The 18,330-nt window shown below is 68.8% G+C and carries 16 protein-coding genes; 14 read left to right on the forward strand and 2 right to left on the reverse strand.

From position 1 onward, the window contains the following. Positions 1 to 13: 13 nt before the first annotated feature. The 8 genes from FV242_RS04960 to FV242_RS04995 all read left to right on the forward strand — a co-directional run bounded on the left by FV242_RS04960 (position 14) and on the right by FV242_RS04995 (position 9,776). Positions 14 to 937 carry a D-alanine--D-alanine ligase gene (locus FV242_RS04960; RefSeq protein WP_147938142.1) on the forward strand — a complete coding sequence of 308 codons (924 nt, stop codon included), beginning with the start codon at positions 14 to 16 and terminating at the stop codon, positions 935 to 937. Then, positions 904 to 1,860: a cell division protein FtsQ/DivIB gene (locus FV242_RS04965; RefSeq protein WP_147907432.1), complete on the forward strand. Its 957-nt coding sequence runs from the start codon at positions 904 to 906 to the stop codon at positions 1,858 to 1,860. The genes FV242_RS04960 and FV242_RS04965 overlap by 34 nt, the downstream gene beginning before the upstream one ends. A gap of 52 nt (positions 1,861 to 1,912) precedes the next feature. Next, positions 1,913 to 3,235, forward strand: coding sequence for a cell division protein FtsA (ftsA, locus tag FV242_RS04970; RefSeq protein WP_147897292.1), 1,323 nt, complete (start codon positions 1,913 to 1,915; stop codon positions 3,233 to 3,235). Between the two features lie 92 nt (positions 3,236 to 3,327). Continuing rightward, complete coding sequence (gene ftsZ / locus FV242_RS04975; RefSeq protein WP_147938143.1) at positions 3,328 to 5,121, forward strand: cell division protein FtsZ; 1,794 nt, start codon at positions 3,328 to 3,330, stop codon at positions 5,119 to 5,121. Between the two features lie 439 nt (positions 5,122 to 5,560). Further along, complete coding sequence (lpxC, locus tag FV242_RS04980) at positions 5,561 to 6,508, forward strand: UDP-3-O-acyl-N-acetylglucosamine deacetylase (RefSeq protein ID WP_147854463.1); 948 nt, start codon at positions 5,561 to 5,563, stop codon at positions 6,506 to 6,508. Between the two features lie 192 nt (positions 6,509 to 6,700). Continuing rightward, positions 6,701 to 7,582 carry an outer membrane protein assembly factor BamD gene (locus FV242_RS04985; RefSeq protein ID WP_147910065.1) on the forward strand — a complete coding sequence of 294 codons (882 nt, stop codon included), beginning with the start codon at positions 6,701 to 6,703 and terminating at the stop codon, positions 7,580 to 7,582. A gap of 201 nt (positions 7,583 to 7,783) precedes the next feature. After that, positions 7,784 to 9,457, forward strand: coding sequence for a DNA repair protein RecN (recN, locus tag FV242_RS04990; protein WP_147938144.1), 1,674 nt, complete (start codon positions 7,784 to 7,786; stop codon positions 9,455 to 9,457). A 118-nt stretch (positions 9,458 to 9,575) separates the two neighbouring features. After that, positions 9,576 to 9,776, forward strand: coding sequence for a hypothetical protein (locus tag FV242_RS04995; protein WP_147910067.1), 201 nt, complete (start codon positions 9,576 to 9,578; stop codon positions 9,774 to 9,776). Positions 9,777 to 9,832: 56 nt separating this feature from the next. Here FV242_RS04995 and FV242_RS05000 read toward each other — a convergent pair whose 3' ends face one another. After that, positions 9,833 to 10,078: a hypothetical protein gene (locus FV242_RS05000; protein WP_147910068.1), complete on the reverse strand. Its 246-nt coding sequence runs from the start codon at positions 10,076 to 10,078 to the stop codon at positions 9,833 to 9,835. Positions 10,079 to 10,333: 255 nt separating this feature from the next. Between FV242_RS05000 and pstS the strand changes: the two genes are divergently transcribed. The 6 genes from pstS to phoB all read left to right on the forward strand — a co-directional run bounded on the left by pstS (position 10,334) and on the right by phoB (position 16,092). Next, a complete protein-coding gene (gene pstS, locus FV242_RS05005) occupies positions 10,334 to 11,374 on the forward strand; it encodes a phosphate ABC transporter substrate-binding protein PstS (RefSeq protein ID WP_147938145.1) in 1,041 nt (346 codons plus the stop codon). Between the two features lie 85 nt (positions 11,375 to 11,459). Continuing rightward, positions 11,460 to 12,437, forward strand: coding sequence for a phosphate ABC transporter permease subunit PstC (gene pstC / locus FV242_RS05010; protein WP_147910070.1), 978 nt, complete (start codon positions 11,460 to 11,462; stop codon positions 12,435 to 12,437). A 12-nt stretch (positions 12,438 to 12,449) separates the two neighbouring features. Next, positions 12,450 to 13,346 (forward strand): phosphate ABC transporter permease PstA, encoded by an 897-nt coding sequence (gene pstA / locus FV242_RS05015; RefSeq protein WP_147910071.1) that lies wholly within the window; start codon positions 12,450 to 12,452, stop codon positions 13,344 to 13,346. Between the two features lie 22 nt (positions 13,347 to 13,368). Further along, positions 13,369 to 14,184 (forward strand): phosphate ABC transporter ATP-binding protein PstB, encoded by an 816-nt coding sequence (gene pstB, locus FV242_RS05020; RefSeq protein ID WP_147910072.1) that lies wholly within the window; start codon positions 13,369 to 13,371, stop codon positions 14,182 to 14,184. A gap of 315 nt (positions 14,185 to 14,499) precedes the next feature. Then, positions 14,500 to 15,222 (forward strand): phosphate signaling complex protein PhoU, encoded by a 723-nt coding sequence (gene phoU / locus FV242_RS05025; protein ID WP_147910073.1) that lies wholly within the window; start codon positions 14,500 to 14,502, stop codon positions 15,220 to 15,222. Between the two features lie 174 nt (positions 15,223 to 15,396). Further along, a complete protein-coding gene (gene phoB, locus FV242_RS05030; protein ID WP_147854464.1) occupies positions 15,397 to 16,092 on the forward strand; it encodes a phosphate regulon transcriptional regulator PhoB in 696 nt (231 codons plus the stop codon). A gap of 45 nt (positions 16,093 to 16,137) precedes the next feature. Here phoB and FV242_RS05035 read toward each other — a convergent pair whose 3' ends face one another. Continuing rightward, positions 16,138 to 18,291: a protein-disulfide reductase DsbD gene (locus FV242_RS05035; protein ID WP_187278329.1), complete on the reverse strand. Its 2,154-nt coding sequence runs from the start codon at positions 18,289 to 18,291 to the stop codon at positions 16,138 to 16,140. Positions 18,292 to 18,330: the final 39 nt, after the last annotated feature.

Below are 18,330 nucleotides of genomic sequence, written 5' to 3' on the forward strand. Positions count from 1 at the left end.
CCCGGAGCCCACCATGTCCAAGCACGTCGCCGTCCTCCTGGGCGGCACCTCCGCCGAGCGCGAGGTCTCGCTTAGCTCCGGCGCGGCCTGCGCCACAGCGCTCGAAGGGGAGGGGTACCGGGTCACCCGGGTCGATGTCGGGCCGGACATCGCTTCGGTGCTCACCGAGTTGCGGCCGGACGTGGCCTTCAACGCCCTGCACGGCCCAGACGGGGAGGACGGCACGATCCAGGGCCTGCTGGAGATCCTGAAGATTCCGTACACCCATTCGGGCGTGCTTGCCTCGGCGCTCGCCATGAACAAGGAGCGGGCGAAAACGGTGCTGCACGCCGCCGGCGTGGACGTGCCGGCGGGTCGGATCGTTAACCGCTTCGAGGCTGCGAAAAACCATCCCCTTCCGCCGCCCTACGTGGTCAAGCCGATCGCGGAGGGCTCGTCCGTGGGGGTCATCATCGTCCGCGACGGCCGGTCGCACCCGCCTCAGATCCTCGCCTCCGAGGACTGGACCTTCGGCGAGCAAGTCCTTGCAGAACCTTACATAGCGGGTCGCGAACTCACCTGCGGGGTGATGGGCGACAAGGCACTCGGGGTGATCGAGGTGAAGGCCGCCACGGGGGACTGGTACGACTACGACGCGAAGTACGCTCCGGGGGGCTCGGTGCACGTGCTGCCGGCCGAACTTAAACCAAATGTTTACCAGCGTGTCCAAGAGTTGTCGTTAACGGCGCATCAAGCACTGGGCTGCCGGGGCGTCAGCCGTGCCGACCTTCGCTACGACGACACACCGGGTGGAACCGGTTTGCTCGTCGTGCTGGAGGTCAACACGCAACCCGGCATGACCCAGACGAGCCTTGTGCCGGAGATGGCGGCCCATGCGGGTCTTGGTTTCGGTGAGCTCGTCCGATGGATGGTGGAGGACGCTTCTCTGAATCGCTGAGCGGCGGTGACGCGGCCGGTCGAAGCCTTCCCGCGCGCCTCGTCGGCGCCGCGTTGGACCGGCTCACCGGACGCGCTCCCAACCGCTCTCTCTCGGTGCGCCGGTCCCGCAAGGGCCAGCTCCTGAGTGAGCGCTTGCCCCGCGGCGTCGGTACCGTGGGCGTCTCCGTGTCCCTCGCTGCCGTGGCCTTCGCCGGCTTCGTGGCGAGCGGGCGCTACGAGTCCTTCGTTGCCGAGCAGGGCCGCCCCCTGGACATCGCCGCACGGGTCCTCGGCTTCGGCGTCGAGCGCGTGACCATCTCGGGCATCTCCCGGATGTACGAGCGCGAGGTGCTATCGGCGGCCGGCATCGACTGGCGCTCCTCGGTCCCGTTCCTGGACGTCGTGGCGGTGCGCGAGAAGCTGCTCGCCGTGCCGCTGATCGCCCAGGCTTCGGTCCGCAAGATCTATCCGAACGAGATCGCGATCACCCAGGTCGAGCGCGAGCCCGCTGCCCTCTGGCAGAAGAACGGCGAGATCAACGTGATCGCCGCCGACGGGACCGTGATCGACGCGATGCGGGACGACCGCTACGCCAGCCTGCCGCTCGTGGTCGGCGACGACGCCAACAACAAGCTGCCCGAATATCTCGCCCTCATCGCCGCCGCCGGTCCGCTCTCCGAGCGGATCAAGGCCGGGACCTACGTCTCGGGCCGGCGCTGGACTCTCAAGCTCGACGGCGTGGACGTGCGCCTGCCCGAGATCGACCCGGCCGCGGCGCTCGCCCGCCTCGTCCGGTTCGAGCGCGAGGCCGGCCTGCTCGAAAAGGACATCATCGCGGTGGATCTGCGCATGCCCGACCGCCTGGTGGTGCGCCTGACCGAGGAGGCCGCCGCCGCCCGTGCGGAAGCCCAGAAGGCGAAGAAGAAGGGCGCAGCCAGCTGATGCCCTCAACCGCGATCTCCGCCCGTCCCGCCTTCTGCGTCCGGTAGTGTCAATGCACAGCCAACACGGCCTCACGCCGCGCCTGAAGCCGCTCTCCGCCCGGCGCTCGACCACCCTGTCGGTGCTCGATATCGGCACCAGCAAGGTCGTCTGCCTCATCGCCGAGCTGCAGCCGGCCGAGGCGCTCTCGACCCTGCGCGGCCGGACGCACCTCGCCCGCATCATCGGCATCGGCCACCAGCGCTCGCTGGGGCTGAAGGGTGGGGCGATCGTCGATCTCGCCGCCGCCGAGGGTGCGATCCGCCAGGCGGTCCACGCCGCCGAGCGGATGGCCAAAGTCGAGGTCCAGTCGGTCATCGTCAACATGTCGGGCGGCCGGCTCGCCTCGCAGCATTTCCAGGCCCGGGTGAACACCCGCTCCGGCACCGTCACCGGCAGCGATGTCGAGCGGGTGCTGGAGACGGCGAGCGCCCACGGCGTCAGCCCCGGCCGGGCCGTGCTTCATGCGCTGCCCACCGGCTACGCACTGGACGGGCAGGGCGCAGTGATCGATCCGTCGGGCATGATCGGGGAGGCCCTCGGGGTCGACCTGCATGTCGTGACGAGCGAGCTCGCCGCCGCCCGCAACGTCATGCTGGCGGTCGAGCATTGCCATCTCGGGGTCGAGGCGGTGATCGCGACGCCCTACGCCGCCGGGCTCTCGGCCCTGGTGGACGACGAGGCGGAGATGGGCGTGTGCGTCGTCGACATGGGCGGCGGCACGACCAGCGTCGGAGTGTTCTCGGGCGGCCACCTCGTCCACGTGGACGCGGTGGCGGTCGGCGGGCACCACGTCACCATGGATATCGCCCGGGGGCTCTCCACCCGCATGGCCGCGGCCGAGCGGCTGAAGACCCTCTACGGCTCGGCCCTCTCCACCCCGTCCGACGATCGCGACATGATCGCCGTGCACGGGGTCGGCGAGGACGAGGGCGAGGCCCCGGCCCACATCCCGCGCTCGCAGCTGGTGCGGATCATCAAGCCGCGGGTCGAGGAGGTGGTCGAACTGGTCCGCGACCGCCTGCGGGATGCCGGCTTTGCGGCCCAGGCCGGACGCCGGGTGGTGCTGACGGGGGGCGCCAGCCAGCTCGTCGGCCTGCCGGAGGTCGCCCGGCGCGTCCTCCAGGGTCAGGTCCGCATCGGCCGGCCGCTGGGGATCCGCGGCCTGCCCGAGGCGGCCAAGGGACCGGCCTTCTCGGCCGCCGTCGGCCTGCTGGTCTACCCGCAGGTGGCGCACGCCGAGCACTTCGAGCCGCGGGGGCACGGCGCCTTCGCGGCCACGGGATCGGACCGGTACATCAGCCGGGTCGGGCGCTGGCTCCGAGAGAGCTTCTAGAGTTTCACCGCCGCCTTCACGGGCGGGGGATCGAAAAAATATCGGCGCCGCAGCGCCGCACGGAAAGCAGAGTAAGCGAGAGGCTCGACACCATGGCCATTACCCTCCAGGCGCCGGACATCCGGGAACTCAAGCCCCGCATCACCGTCTTCGGTGTCGGCGGCGCAGGCGGCAACGCAGTCAACAACATGATCGAATCGGGGCTGCTCGGCTGCGAGTTCGTGGTCGCCAACACCGACGCGCAGGCGCTCACCTCCTCGAAGGCGGAGCGGGTGATCCAGATGGGCCTGGGCGTGACCCAGGGCCTCGGCGCCGGCTCACACCCGGAGGTCGGCTCGGCCGCCGCCGACGAGGTGATCGACGAGATCCGGGACCAGCTCTCGGGCGCCCACATGTGCTTCATCACCGCCGGCATGGGCGGCGGCACCGGAACCGGCGCCGCGCCGGTCATCGCCCGGACTGCCCGCGACATGGGCATCCTCACGGTCGGTGTTGTCACCAAGCCGTTCCAGTTCGAGGGCGTGCGCCGCATGCGCACCGCGGAGAGCGGCATCCAGGAGTTGCAGGCCGCGGTCGACACCCTGATCGTGATCCCGAACCAGAACCTGTTCCGGGTCGCCAACGAGAAGACCACCTTCGCCGACGCCTTCGCGATGGCCGACCAGGTGCTCTACTCGGGCGTCGCCTGCATCACCGACCTGATGGTCAAGGAAGGCCTGATCAACCTCGACTTCGCCGACGTCCGGGCGATCATGCGCGGCATGGGCAAGGCCATGATGGGCACCGGCGAGGCGTCGGGCGAGAAGCGCGCCAACCGCGCCGCCGAGGCGGCCATCGCCAACCCGCTCCTCGACGACGTCTCCATGAAGGGCGCCCGCGGCCTGCTGATCTCGATCACCGGCGGCTCCGACCTGACCCTGTACGAGCTCGACGAGGCCGCCACCCGCATCCGCGAGGAGGTCGATCAGGACGCCAACATCATCCTGGGCGCCACCTTCGACGAGAGCCTCGACGGCATTATCCGGGTGTCTGTCGTCGCCACCGGCATCGAGCCGCTGCTGATCTCGGCCAACTCGCCGAACAACCCGGCGATCGCCGAGACCGAGCAGCGTATCGCCGAAGTCGCCGAGCGCCTGCGGGCCGAGGCCCGTGCCCGCGCGACCTCGCCGATTCCGAGCATCCGCACGGACTCGATCGCCCAGGCCCCCGTACAGCATCAGGCGCCGGCCGCCCCGCAGCCGGCTCCCGAGATGCGCGCCGAGACCCGCTTCGAGGCTCCCGCTCCGGTCGCCCGCGACGAGGTCGTCCTCGCCCCGTCCCAGCCGCGGGCCGCCGCGCCGTTCGTCCCGGCCCCCGCCCAGCAGCAGGCCGAGCCGGCTCCGCAGTTCCAGGCCGGCCCGTTCGTCCCGCCGCGTCCGGCCGCCCCCGCGGCCGCGCCGCTCGCCCGCGCCCCGCGCATGCCGCAGATCCACGAGCTGCCGCCGATCGCCCAGAACCAGATCCTGGCGAACCGGGCCGCCGAGGAAGCCGCACCGGAATCCAAGCGGACCTCGCTGCTGCGCCGCCTCGCCACCGTCGGCTTCGGCGGACGGCGCGAAGACATGGACGGCGTGCCTGCTCCCCGGGCCGCCGGCCCGGTGGCGCCGCAGCCCCACCAGGGTCAGCAGCATATGGCCCAGCCCCAGCTGGCGCAGCCCCAGCTGAACCAGCCCCAGCTGAACCAGCCCCACGTGCCGGCGGCCCCGCGCGCTCCGCTTCCGGCGGCGCCGCAATACCGGCCGGCGCAGGGCGGCCTCGATGCCCAGGGACGCGTTGCGCCCCAGTCCCGGATGATGGACGACGATCAGCTCGAGATTCCGGCCTTCCTCCGCCGTCAGGCGAACTGAACGCGCGAAGCACGCGATGACGAAAGAGGGGCCGGCGGGAAACCGCTGGCCCTTCGCGCTGCAGCGAAGCAACCCTTGGTTGCGAAGAACGAGGACTGGGGTCTCAGCGGGGTTAACGATTGAGTCGCTATCCCCAGGCGCGTGATGCATACACGCCACAGAACGGCCACTGGTTAGCCACGCATTAACCAAGCTTTAAGCCTTTGTGCCGTCAGGTTTTTAGCCGCTCCCAACAGCAAGCGTGTCTGTAACAGAGCGTAAGAATCCGTGATTTGGCTGCCCTGTGCGGTGCAGCTATAGACACTTCCAGACCAATGAGACGCGCTCCGGGACACAACCTGATAGCGCGGGTAGGGGCTTCAAGCAGCGGACGGATCGGACAGTTTCCTCACCATCCCTGGTCGGGATGGCGGACCTGATCGCGGCCGGGGGCTAATGAATGCGAACGCATAAACAGACGACCCTGAAGGGGCCGGTAACGCTCTCGGGAGTCGGGGTCCATTCCGGGAACCCGGCCGAGATCACCATCCGCCCAGCTCCGGCCAATCACGGCATCGCGTTTCTTCGGACCAGCACCACCCACGGCAACGACCGCCTGATCAAGGCCCATCACGCCCTGGTCTCCGCCACCGAACTCTGCACCGTCATCGGTGACGTCGAGACCGGTGCCGTCGCCACCATCGAGCATCTGATGTCGGCCCTCTACGGACTGGGTGTCGACAACGCCCTGGTCGAGATCGACGGGCCGGAGATGCCGATCCTCGACGGTTCAGCCCTCCAATTCGTACAGGCCATCGACACGGCTGGGATCGCCTCCTGCGGCACCCCGCGCCGCTGGCTGAAGATCCTGCGCCACGTCCGCATCGAGACCGGCCGTGCCTTCGCCGAGCTGCGTCCGATCGACCGGGGCTTCCGCCTCGATGTGGAGATCGATTTCGACAGCCCGGTGATCGGCCGCTCGCGCAAGGCGATGGACCTGTCTCCCGCCACCTACCGCCGGGAGATCGCCGGCGCCCGCACCTTCGGGATGATGAAGGATGTGGAGCGCTACTGGAAGGCCGGGTTCGCGCTGGGCGCGTCGCTGGAGAACACCGTCGCGGTCGGCGAGACGGCGGTTGTCAATCCCGAGGGTCTGCGCTTTCCGGACGAGTTCGTCCGCCACAAGATCCTCGATGCGGTCGGCGACCTCGCGCTGGCCGGCCTGCCGATCCAGGGCGCCTACCGCTCCTATTGCGGCGGCCACCGGATGAATGTCGGCGTGCTCTCCGCCCTCTTCGCCGACCGGTCCAACTACGCCATCATCGAGGCGCAGGGCTCGCGCCGCGAAGCCGTCCTGTCGGAACTCGGCGTCGGCCTCGGCATCGCCGCCTTCGCGGGCGATCTCTGAGCCCAGGTCTGTGACCTGCGGGACACAGCTGGCAACCGATACGGTCTGCCGCGGCCTTGCCGCTTTCGTGCCCGAATCAAGCGTCAGGGTTTAACGGTCCGTGAACGACGGGCACGGCCCGGTCGGGCCGGATCCATTCACGCGATGGCACGACGGCGCGGGACGTGCGCCGGTCCCGGGAAAGAGCGCCAGATGCCTGTCACCATTCGTCATCGCCGGGCGGCTGCCTTCATGGCGCCCTTCGTGGCCGTTCTCGGCCTGGGCCTCGGCGGCTGCGACTTCGACCCGACCAACCTCTTCGCCGAAAAGTACAAGCCCGAAGTCGTGCCGGATGTCCCCGCGGACAAGCTCTACAGCGAAGGCTTGGCCAAGCTGGAGGACAGCGACTACGAGGGCGCGGTCAAGAAATTCGACAGTCTCGACAAGCAGTACCAGTATTCCGAGTGGTCCCGGAAGGCGCTGCTCATGACGGCCTACGCCAATTACGAGGGCCAGAAGTACGACGACGCGATCAGCGCGGCGAAGCGGTACCTGCAGCGCCACCCGGCCAGTAAGGATGCTGCCTACGCGCAGTATCTGATGGCGATGTCGAACTACAAGCAGATCCCGGACGTGACCCGCGACCAGGACCGCTCCGAGAAGGCGCTGGTCGCCCTGCAGGAGCTGGTCCAGAAGTACCCGACGTCCGAGTACTCGACAGATGCGCGCTCGAAGATCCAGATCACCCGCGACCAGCTCGCCGGCAAGGAGATGGAGGTCGGCCGTTATTACCTGGAGCGGCGCAACTTCCCGGCCGCGATCAACCGGTTCCGCGACGTCGTTGCCAAGTACCAGACCACCCGCCATGCGGAAGAGGCGCTGGAGCGCCTGACCGAGGCGTACTGGGCGCTCGGGATTACCCAGGAGGCGCAGAACTCCGCGGCGGTGCTGGGGCACAACTTCCCGGACAGCCCCTGGTACAAGGATGCGCACGCGCTCCTGGCCAAGGGCGGCCTCGAGCCCCGCGAGGAGAAGACCTCGTTCCTGTCCAAGATCTACCGGACCGTGACGGGCAAGACCGCCTCGGCCGAGTGACCGATCCGGCAGGCTTCGGCCTGCCGCCGGCGGGCTTCGGCTTGCCTCAAGACGCCCCAGGGCCCGGAGCCGCCGCTCCGGGCCTTTCTCGTCGGCGCGGCCCCGCGGCATCGCAATTGGGGCGCGACGCATTTTTGGGGTGAATCCGCGCCGCGGCGGCCTTATGTCTGCGGTCCCGCCCTCAGGAATCCCCGCCGCCGCATGCTGGCGCAGCTCGCGATCCGCGACATCGTTCTGATCGACAGGCTCGAACTGAATTTCCGGACAGGCCTCAGCGTCCTGACCGGGGAGACGGGTGCGGGCAAATCGATCCTGCTCGATGCCTTCGCCCTGGCCCTCGGCGGCCGCGGCGACGGTCGACTCGTGCGCCATGGGGAGCCGCAGGGCGGCGTCACCGCGGTGTTCGATCTCCCCCTTGATCATCCGGCCCGCCGGATCGCGGCCGAGGCCGAGATCGACACCGAGGGCGACCTGATCCTGCGCCGGACCCAGATGGCCGACGGCCGTACCCGTGCCTTCGTCAACGACCAGCCGGTGGGCGTGCAGGTTCTACGGGCGATCGGCGCTGCGCTCGTGGAAATCCACGGCCAGCACGACGACCGCGCGCTGGCCGACCCGGCCTCCCACCGGGCGATCCTCGATGCCTTCGGGGGCCTCCAATCCCAGCTTGGCAAGGTTGCGACGGCCGCCAAGGCCGTGCGCACGGCGCGCTCGGAACTTGCCGAGCACCGGGCTCGCATCGAGGCGGCCCGCAAGGAGGCCGACTTCCTGCGCCACGCCGTGGAGGAACTCGCCACGTTGGCGCCCCAGCACGGCGAGGAGGCCCAGCTCGCCGAACGCCGCAGCGTCATGCAGCAATCGGAGAAGGTCGCCCGCGAGCTGAACGAGGCGCTCGACGCCGTCGGCGGACCGCATTCCGGCGTGCCGCACATATCGGCCGCCCTGCGCAAGCTGGAGCGCCGGGCCGGACAGCTCCCGGCCCTGATCGATCCCTGCGTCAACGCCCTAGACGCCGCCATGGTCGCCCTCGACGAGGCACGCGCGGTCCTGGACGCCGCTGTCACGGAAACCGAGTTCGACCCGCGCGACCTGGAGCGAGCGGAGGAGCGGCTCTTTGCGCTGCGTGCCGCCTCTCGGAAATACGACGTTCCAGCCGACGACCTCGCCGCCCTGGCGGAGCGCTACGCCGGCGAGGTTGCGAGCCTCGATGCCGGTGAGGCGGCCCTGGAGGGCCTGGAGCAAGCAAGGGCGAAGGCCGAATCGCAATACGCGGAGGCGGCCGAGAAGCTCAGTGCCGGGCGCCGCAAGGCGGCCAAGCACTTGGATGCGGCCGTGAAGGCTGAGTTGCCGCCGCTGAAGCTGGAACGCGCCCGGTTCATCACCGAGATCGTCACCGACCCGGAGGCACGCGATCCCGCCGGCATCGACCGGGTCGAGTTCTGGGCGCAGACCAACCCCGGCACGAAACCCGGCCCGATGATGAAGGTCGCCTCCGGCGGCGAGTTGTCGCGTTTCATGCTCGCCCTGAAAGTCGTGCTCGCCGACAAGGGCTCCGCCCCGACCCTGATCTTCGACGAGATCGACACCGGGGTCGGGGGCGCGGTGGCCGACGCGATCGGCCTGCGCCTCGCCCGGCTCGCCGCCACCGTCCAGGTGGTGGCCGTGACCCACGCCCCCCAGGTCGCGGCCCGCGCGAGCACACATTTCCTGATCGCCAAGGCCCCCGTGAAGGGCGCCGGCCGGGTCGCGACCCGGGTGGCGAGCCTACCGGTGGCGGAGCGCCGCGAGGAGATCGCGCGGATGCTGGCCGGCGCCACGGTGACCGACGAGGCCCGCGCTGCGGCGGCCAGGCTTCTGCAAGGGACGGATGCATGAACGCGCATCAACCTTAACCGTTAGTTGCGCGTAACGTTTTGTTAACCATTCCTGGCGAGACTGATCCCATCCCGGGACCGTGGTTCAGGAGCACGCGGTTGAAGGGCGGGAGGAAAACATGAAGCCGTCCATCGTCGCGTCCGAGGGGCGCGGGCATTCAGGTCGGGCCCTCAAGCAGGCGATCGACACGCACCAGCTCGGGCTGACGCTCCGCACGGTCTATGAAGGCAGCGTCGACACGCAGCCGATCACCGACACGCACGTGGAACTGCTCCTGCGCTTGCGTCAGAAGGAGCGGGAGCTGCGCCGGGTCGGCTGAAGCCGCGCCCCGACCGGACCCGTATTAGCCCGAACCAAGATTGCTTTCGCCCGGCGCTACCAGCGCCGCGAGCCGGGCCGCCGACGGTACTCCGCCGCCCGGATCTGCGTCAGAATCCTGTCGAGATCCACCAGAAGTTCGACCTCCTCGTGGCGCGCCTGAGCGATCGCCTCGGCGTCGGTGCCGTAGCGCTGACGGGCCTGAGCCAGGGTCAGCGCGCGCTCCACGGCCTCGCGGTCGGCGTGCAGGGCAAGCCATGCCGCATCGGGACCTTCCTGTGCGTCGGTCCCCTGATCATCCACGATCCGACTGCCTTCCTGGTCTCACGGGCAGCACCGCCGAGATGCCGCCACCGGGCTTGAACGCGCCAGCGCGCCAAACCGTGCCTTCGTCTCTGCGGCGCGATGTCATGCCGATGTCATCTCCCTGTCGTAACGCCCGGCCCATCGGGCGGCCGGCGCCGGGTCTCTTGGAAGACCGGCCGCACAGCTCTGCCGCGGGCATGGGCTTGCCGGCGGAGAGGCGCAGGCTCTCGCCCGACGGCAATGGAGATACCCTTGAGACCCTTTGCTTACGCGCTCGCCGTCGGCCTCGCCACGGTCCAGCTGGCGTCCGCGGCACTCGCTGCCGACATCACGGGAGCCGGTGCCACCTTCCCGTTCCCGGTCTACTCGAAGTGGGCCGAAGCCTACCGCAAGGAGACCGGCTCCGGACTGAATTACCAGTCCATCGGCTCCGGCGGCGGCATCAAGCAGATTCAGGCCAAGACCGTTGATTTCGGCGCCACCGACGCGCCACTCAAGGGCGAGCAGCTGGCCAAGGATGGCCTCGTCCAGTTCCCCACCGTGATGGGCGGTGTCGTGCCGGTGGTGAACATCGCCGGCCTCGAGCCCGGGAAGCTGAAGCTCACCGGCGACATCCTGGCGGACATCTACGCCGGCAAGATCTCCAAGTGGAGCGACCCGCGGATCGCGAAGCTCAACGACGGCGTGAAACTCCCGGACGCCACCATCACCCCGGTCTACCGGTCGGACGCCTCGGGCACGACCAACATCTTCACCACCTACCTGTCCCAGGCGTCCGAGACCTGGAAGAAGGAATACGGCGCGGCCACGACGATCTCCTGGCCGGTCGGGCAGGGCGGCAAGGGTAACGAGGGCGTGACCGCCACCGTCAAGCAGGTGCCGAACGCCATCGGCTACGTCGAATCCGCCTACGCCAAGCAGAACAAGCTCGCTTACGCCCTGCTGCAGAACAAGGCCGGCAAGTATCCGCAGCCGGACGACAAGGCGTTCCAGGCCGCCGCCGCCAGCGCCGATTGGAAGTCGGCCCCGGGCTTCGGTATCTCGCTGACCAACCAGCCGGACGACGATGCGTGGCCGATCACGGCGGCGACCTTCATCCTGGTCCACAAGGAATCGGCCGATGCGGCCAAGGCCGCGGATACGCTGAAGTTCTTCGATTGGGCCTATAAGAACGGCGATAAGCTCGCCTCAGACCTCGATTACGTGCCGCTGCCGGATAACGTCGTCGCTCTGATCCACGAAGAGTGGAAAACCGTGAAGGGCAAGGACGGTAAGCCCGTCTTCAACATGTGAGTGAGATGGGGAGGGGGTCGCGGCCCCCTCCCTCGCATCGCGGCCCGCACCGCGCTACCACGCCTCCCTTCGCAGAGAATCGCGGATGTCCGCTTTGACCGAGACGATTGCCCTCGCCCGACCTCGCGCCGCCGCCGCGCGCAAGGGACCGAGCCGGAACCTCGACACCCTGTTCCGGGTCTGCTCCTACGGCGCGGCCCTGTTCGTGCTCGTGGTGCTCGCCGGAATCCTGGGCTCGATCCTCTACGGCGGCTGGCCCGCCTTCCGGGAATTCGGGTTCGCCTTCCTGACCTCCAGCGCCTGGAACGTCGGGACCGAGCAGTACGGCTCCCTGGTCGCCGTCATCGGGACCGTGGCCTCCGCCACGCTGGCACTCCTGATCGGCGTCCCGGTCTCCCTGGGGATCGCCGTCTACCTTACGCAGCTCTGCCCAGGCTGGGCCCGCAAGCCAGTGGCGATGACCATCGAGCTGCTCGCCGCGGTGCCGAGCATCATCTACGGCATGTGGGGCCTGTTCGTGTTCGCGCCGCTCTTCGCGCGCTTCGTCCAGATCCCGGTATCGAACATCGTCGAGGGCCTGCCGATCGTCGGCACGCTGTTCTACGCCCGGGTCCCGTCCGGGGTCGGCGTGTTCACCGCCGGCATCATCCTGGCGATCATGATCGTGCCGTTCATCGCCTCGATCGCCCGCGACATGCTCGACCAGATCCCGACCGTTCTGCGCGAGAGCGCCTACGGCATCGGCTGCACGACCTGGGAAGTGGTCCGCCACGTGCTGGTGCCGCAGGCTTCCGTCTCGATCATCGGCGCGATCATGCTCGGCCTCGGCCGCGCCCTCGGCGAGACGATGGCGGTGACTTTCGTGATCGGCAACGCCAACCGCCTCTCGGCCTCGATCTTCGACCCGAGCTCGACCATCGCATCGCGCATCGCCAACGAGTTCAACGAGGCCGACGGTCTCCAGCTCAACGCCCTGATGGCCCTGGGCTGCATCCTCTTCATCATCACCTTCGTGGTGCTCATCATCGCCCGGCTGCTGACGCGCCGCGTCAAAGCTGCCTGAGGAGGGCTCTCGATGGACGCGTCCAACCCCATGGCCTTCAACACCGCCGCGCCGCGCCGCTCCGGACGGGTCCGCCCCAGCCGGCGGATCGCCGACCGCGTGCTGCGCACCGCCTGCCTGGTCGCCACGATCGTGGGCGCCGTGGTGCTCGGCTCGATCCTGCTGATGCTGATCATCCAGGGCGTGCAGGGCTTCACGCCCGCCATGTTCATGCACCCGACCCCGGGCCCCGGCTCCGAGGGCGGCGGCATCGCCAACGCGATCCTGGGTAGCCTGGTGCTCACCGGGATCGGGATCACGATCGCGACGCCAGTCGGCGTCATGGCCGGGACCTACCTGGCCGAGTACGGCCGGTTCTCGAAGATCGCCGGGCTGATCCGCTTCCTCAACGACATCCTGCTCTCGGCGCCGTCGATCCTGATCGGCCTGTTCGTCTACACCCTGATGGTGCGGCCGATGGGGACCTATTCGGGCTGGGCCGGCGGCGTGGCGCTCGCCATCATCGCCGTGCCGGTGATCGTACGCACCACCGAGGACATGATGCGCCTGGTGCCCGGCACCCTGCGCGAGGCCGGGGCCGCTCTCGGGGCCCCGCCCTCGACGGTGATCATCAGCGTCACCTGGCGGGCGGCCTCGGCCGGCATCGTCACGGGGATCATCCTGGCGCTGGCCCGCATCGCCGGCGAGACCGCGCCGCTCCTGTTCACCGCGCTCAACAACAATTCGTGGTTCTCGCCCGACCTCATGGGCGGCGTCGCGAACCTTCCGGTCATGATCTACCAGTTCGCCCTCTCACCCTATCCGAACTGGCAGAGCCTCGCCTGGGCCGGGGCGCTCCTCATCACCGCGACGATCCTGGTGCTGTCGATCATCGCCCGTCTCGTCATCAAGCCGCAGATGTCGCGCTAAGACCCTTCTCGAGGACACGACGATGAACGCCGCTTCCGCGATCCCCACGGTCGATCTCACCCGCAACCACGCCAACGAGGGCGGTGCGGTCCGGATCGCCGTGAAGGGTCTGAACTTCTACTACGGCAGCTTCCACGGGCTGAAGAACGTCGACATCAACTTCCACGACCGCCAGGTCACGGCCCTGATCGGGCCGTCCGGCTGCGGCAAGTCCACGCTGCTGCGCTGCTTCAACCGGATCTACAGCCTCTACCCGGAGCAGCGGGCCGAAGGTCAGATCATGCTCGACGGCGAGAACATCCTCGACCCGTCCGTCGACCTGAACGACCTGCGCTCGCGGATCGGCATGGTCTTCCAGAAGCCCACGCCGTTCCCGATGTCGATCTACGACAACGTGGCCTTCGGGCTGCGCCTCTACGAGAAGCTGCCGAAATCCGAACTCGACGGACGGGTGGAGCAGTCCCTGCGCAAGGCCGCCCTCTGGGACGAGGTGAAGGACAAGCTGCGCCAGGCGGGCACCGGGCTCTCCGGCGGCCAGCAGCAGCGCCTGTGCATCGCCCGCACCGTGGCCCAGAGCCCGGAGGTGATCCTGTTCGACGAGCCGACCTCGGCGCTCGACCCGATCTCCACGGGCCGCATCGAGGAATTGATCGAGCAGCTGCGCGATGAGTTCACCATCGTGATCGTCACGCACAACATGCAGCAGGCTGCCCGCATCTCGCAGTTCACCGCCTTCATGTACCTGGGTGAATTGATCGAGTTCGGCCCCACCAACCGCATGTTCATGAACCCTGTGGAGCAGCGGACCCAGGATTACATCACCGGGCGGTTCGGTTAAGCCAATCGCGGAAGTTTCGCGGAAGAGTTGATGACCGAATCGGCACATGTTTGCGCGTCGATCTCAAGACGCGGAGCCGCGCCCGACCGGAATTCGACCGGGCGCTACTCCGAGGCATGTTGCGTTGATCTGGGAACATCGGCCTATTCCGGTTGTTTTTGTCGCGTACCGAAAGCCGCTCCGCTTCGCATCATGACGTGAACTATCCAAGGGACTGGGTACCGGGAAACGTACAACGGTATCCGTGATCGCAGCGGCGGGTTTCCGCCAGACCTCGCGGATCAAGGTTTGCGGGACGCCATCGAAGGATCCACCATGCCCGGCCATATCGTCAGTTCCTACGACACCGACCTGGATGACCTGCGTCGCTCGATTTCCGAGATGGGCGGCGTCGCCGAGAAGATGGCCGCCGAGGCGACCGATGCCCTCGTCCGCCGGGACGATACGCTCGCCCAGGCGGTGATCCTCGCCGACAAGCGCCTCGATGCGCTCCAGCGTGACATCGAAGAGCGGGCAGTGCTGCTCATCGCCCGGCGTCAGCCGCTGGCGATCGACCTGCGCGAGACCATCTCGGCAATCCGCGTGTCCGGCGATCTGGAGCGGATCGGCGACCTCGCCAAGAACGTCGCCAAGCGGGTCGTCGCGATCTCCGATCAGGCGCCTGCGCAGAAGATCGTGCTCGGCGTGCGTCACATGAGCGACCTCGCGGAAGCTCAGCTCAAGGATATCCTCGACGCCTATGCCAGCCGCGACATCAAGGCGGCCTACGATGTCTGGGAGCGGGATGGCGAGATCGATGCCCTGTACAATTCGCTGTTCCGCGAGCTCCTCACCTACATGATGGAGGATCCGCGCAACATCTCGTTCTGCACGCATCTGCTCTTCTGCGCGAAGAACGTCGAACGCATCGGCGACCACACCACCAATATCGCCGAGACGATCCATTACCTCGCCACCGGTGAGACGCTGGCGGGCGAGCGGCCGAAGAACGACGCGTCGAACTACGCGACGGTCGGGCCTGCCGCCACGGCCCCGTGACATGCGGTTCGCGGTTCCTCCGCAGCGCGCACTCCCACCTGCGGGACAAAGCCCCGGTGGGAGTGCGCGTGGGTTGAGGAATCGCGGCCCCTGCCGCACCATCGGCGCGTCCGGGCCCTCCGGCGCGGTTGATTCGATGCGTGCCGAATTCGGAACAGGTTATCGAACGTGAGCATGCAAGTCCTGATCGTTGAGGACGAGGAGGCGCTGACTACCCTGCTGCGCTACAACCTGGAGGCCGAAGGATTCCTGGTGGATTCGGCCAGTCGCGGTGACGACGCCGAACTGCTCCTGGCCGAGCGCACGCCCGATCTGGTCCTGCTCGACTGGATGCTGCCCGGCCTCTCGGGCATCGAGTTGTGCCGCCGCATCCGGGCCCGGCGCGAGACCGAGCGTCTGCCGGTGATCATGCTCACCGCGCGCGGCGAGGAAGGCGACCGGGTCCGCGGGCTCGGAACCGGCGCCGACGACTACATCGTCAAGCCGTTTTCGGTGCCGGAACTGCTGGCTCGCGTTCGGGCGCTGCTGCGCCGGGCCAAGCCGGCCCACGTCGCCGACCGTCTGGCGGCAGGCGACATCGAGCTCGACCGCTCCGGCCACCGGGTCCGGCGCGCCGGCGAGGAACTCCATCTCGGACCAACCGAATTCAGGCTGCTCGAATTCCTGATGCTGGCGCCAGGCCGGGTTTTTTCCCGTGAACAGCTCCTCGACGGGGTCTGGGGCCACGACGTCTACATCGACGAGCGCACCGTGGACGTGCATGTCGGGCGGCTGCGTAAGGCGCTCAACGCCCCCCGGCAGGCCGACCCGATCCGCACCGTGCGGGGCTCGGGATACGCCTTCGACGAGACGTTTTCCCTCGAAGCCTGAAGACCTCCAGCCCGTCGGGGCGGAACGGCGCGCCTGCCTCCTCGGTCAGCGTGCCAGCGCTGCGCTCTTACCGGGGGCGGCCGGTACCGCCTTCAAGGCCGCCAGCACCGTTCCCTCGGTGAGGATCTGCGGCAGCACCTGTGCCTCCCCAGTGCCCGTGTAGAGCAGGTACAGCGGGACGCCGCTGCGCCCATGCGCCTCCAGCAGGCGGGTGATCTCGGGGTTCTGGTTGGTCCAGTCGCCCTTCAGGTAGGTCACACCCCGATCCTTCATGGCGGCCCGCACGACCTTCGTGGACAGCGAGGTCGTCTCGTTGACCGCGCATGTGATGCACCAAGCGGCGGTCATGTTCACGAAGACCGGCCGCCGCGCGTTCACCAAGGCGTCGAGACGCGCCTGCGTGAAGGGCTCGACGCCCTCTGCGGCGGCCTGGGCGACGGGCACGGCCCGGTCGCGATCGAGGGTCAGGGTCAGTGCCCCGACGGCGACGACCGTCAGCAGCGCGACGCCCTGGACGACGGGTCCGACCCGCGAAGCGGCGACGCGCCCGTGCTCCCAGGCCCAGGCCGCGAAGCCCACCAGCACGAGGCCGATCAGCCCCACCAGAAGCCCCTGCGGGCCGACCTGCTGGGCCAGGACCCAGATCAACCACGCCACCGTTGCGTAGACCGGGAAAGCCAGAACCTGCTTCAGGGTTTCCATCCAGGCGCCCGGCCGCGGCAGCGCCCGCAGCGCCGGCGGCCACAGGGTCAGCGCCAGGAAGGGCAGGGCGAGGCCCAAGCCCAGGCTGGCGAACACCGCGAGCGCGACTCCGGCGCTCTGGGTCAGCGCGAAGCCCACGGCCGAGCCCATGAACGGTGCCGTGCAGGGGGTTGCCACCAGGGTCGCGAGAACGCCCGTAAAGAATGAGCCGCTGAGACCCGAGCGCCGGGCGAGCCCGTCGCCGATGGCGGTGAGCCGACCGCCGACATGGACAACCCCCGACAGGCTCAGGCCCATGGCGAGCAGCAGATAGGCGAGCCCGGCCACCACGGCCGGCGATTGCAGCTGGAAGCCCCAGCCGATCGCGGCCCCGCCGCCCTTGAGGGCGAGCAGCAAGCCTGCAAGGCCTAGGAAGCTTGCCATCACCCCAGCCGTGTAGGCGAGGCCGTGCAGGCGCACGCGCGCCGCGCTCTCGCCGGCATGCCGGACGAGGCCGAGCACCTTAATCGACAGGACGGGAAAAACGCAGGGCATCAGGTTGAGGATCAGCCCGCCCAGAAAGGCCAGGCCCGCCGCGGTCGCCAGGGTCAGCGCGTCGAAGGCCGGGGCGACCGGTTGGGCTGCGGCGGAAGCCTCGGGTGCAGCCACTGGGACCGGTGCAACCGGCTCGTCCCCGTACGCGAAGGCCAGGCGATGCGTTTCGGCGCCGGTCGTCTCCTCCACGGTGAGCACGCCCGGCAGGGCGGCCGGTGCCGGGTCCGTCGGGGTGCTCCGCGCGAGGGTGAGGTGCAGGCCGGATGCATCGACGCGCATCACCTGGACGGCGGCGTTGTCGATGGCGGTCTCGGAATAGGGGAAGAACGATGCGGCCTTGATAGACTCGGGCTTTAGGCCGGCCGCGGCGAAGTCGAGTTGCAGCGTGTCGCCCTGACTCGAGAGTTGCAGCGGCCAGAGCGCAGGGGCGGGCAATGCGGTGCGAGCCCGCTCGAACAGGGCAGCCTGCCCGGCATCTGGCCGGGGCTCGCCCACCGGCAGGGTCAAGGCGAGGTCGGCGGAGCCCGGGACGCATTCGGTCTCGCAGACCAGGTAGGTCAGCTTGGCCTGGATCCGCACCGGATCGGCCGGGTCGAGGCTCGGCGGCGGCGTGACCGGCACGAGCAGGGTGACCTCGCCCTCGTAGCCGTAGTTCATCAGCGTCGCGATCGCGATGCGCTCGGGGGCGGGCCACCGGATCGCGCCGGCGTTGAAGCCCGCCGGCAAGGTCCAAGTCACTTCGGGGGGCAGACCGGAATCGCCCGGGTTGCGCCAGTAGACGTGCCAGCCCGGCTTCACCTGCATCCGCACCGCCAGGGTGAACGGCTGCGCCCCGGCCACCGCGATCGGCTCGGCCACGAGGCTCGACCGCACCAAGTCGGCTGGCGTGCGGAAGCCTTGCGCCGACGCGGCCGACAGGCTTGCGGTAAGGGCCAGGACCAGGAATGCGAGGCGGCGGATCATGCTGTCCCTTCGCGCGCGGGTCGGCCGCGGTTTCACCCG

Source organism: Methylobacterium sp. WL64 (genome assembly GCF_008039945.1).
GTDB lineage: Bacteria > Pseudomonadota > Alphaproteobacteria > Rhizobiales > Beijerinckiaceae > Methylobacterium.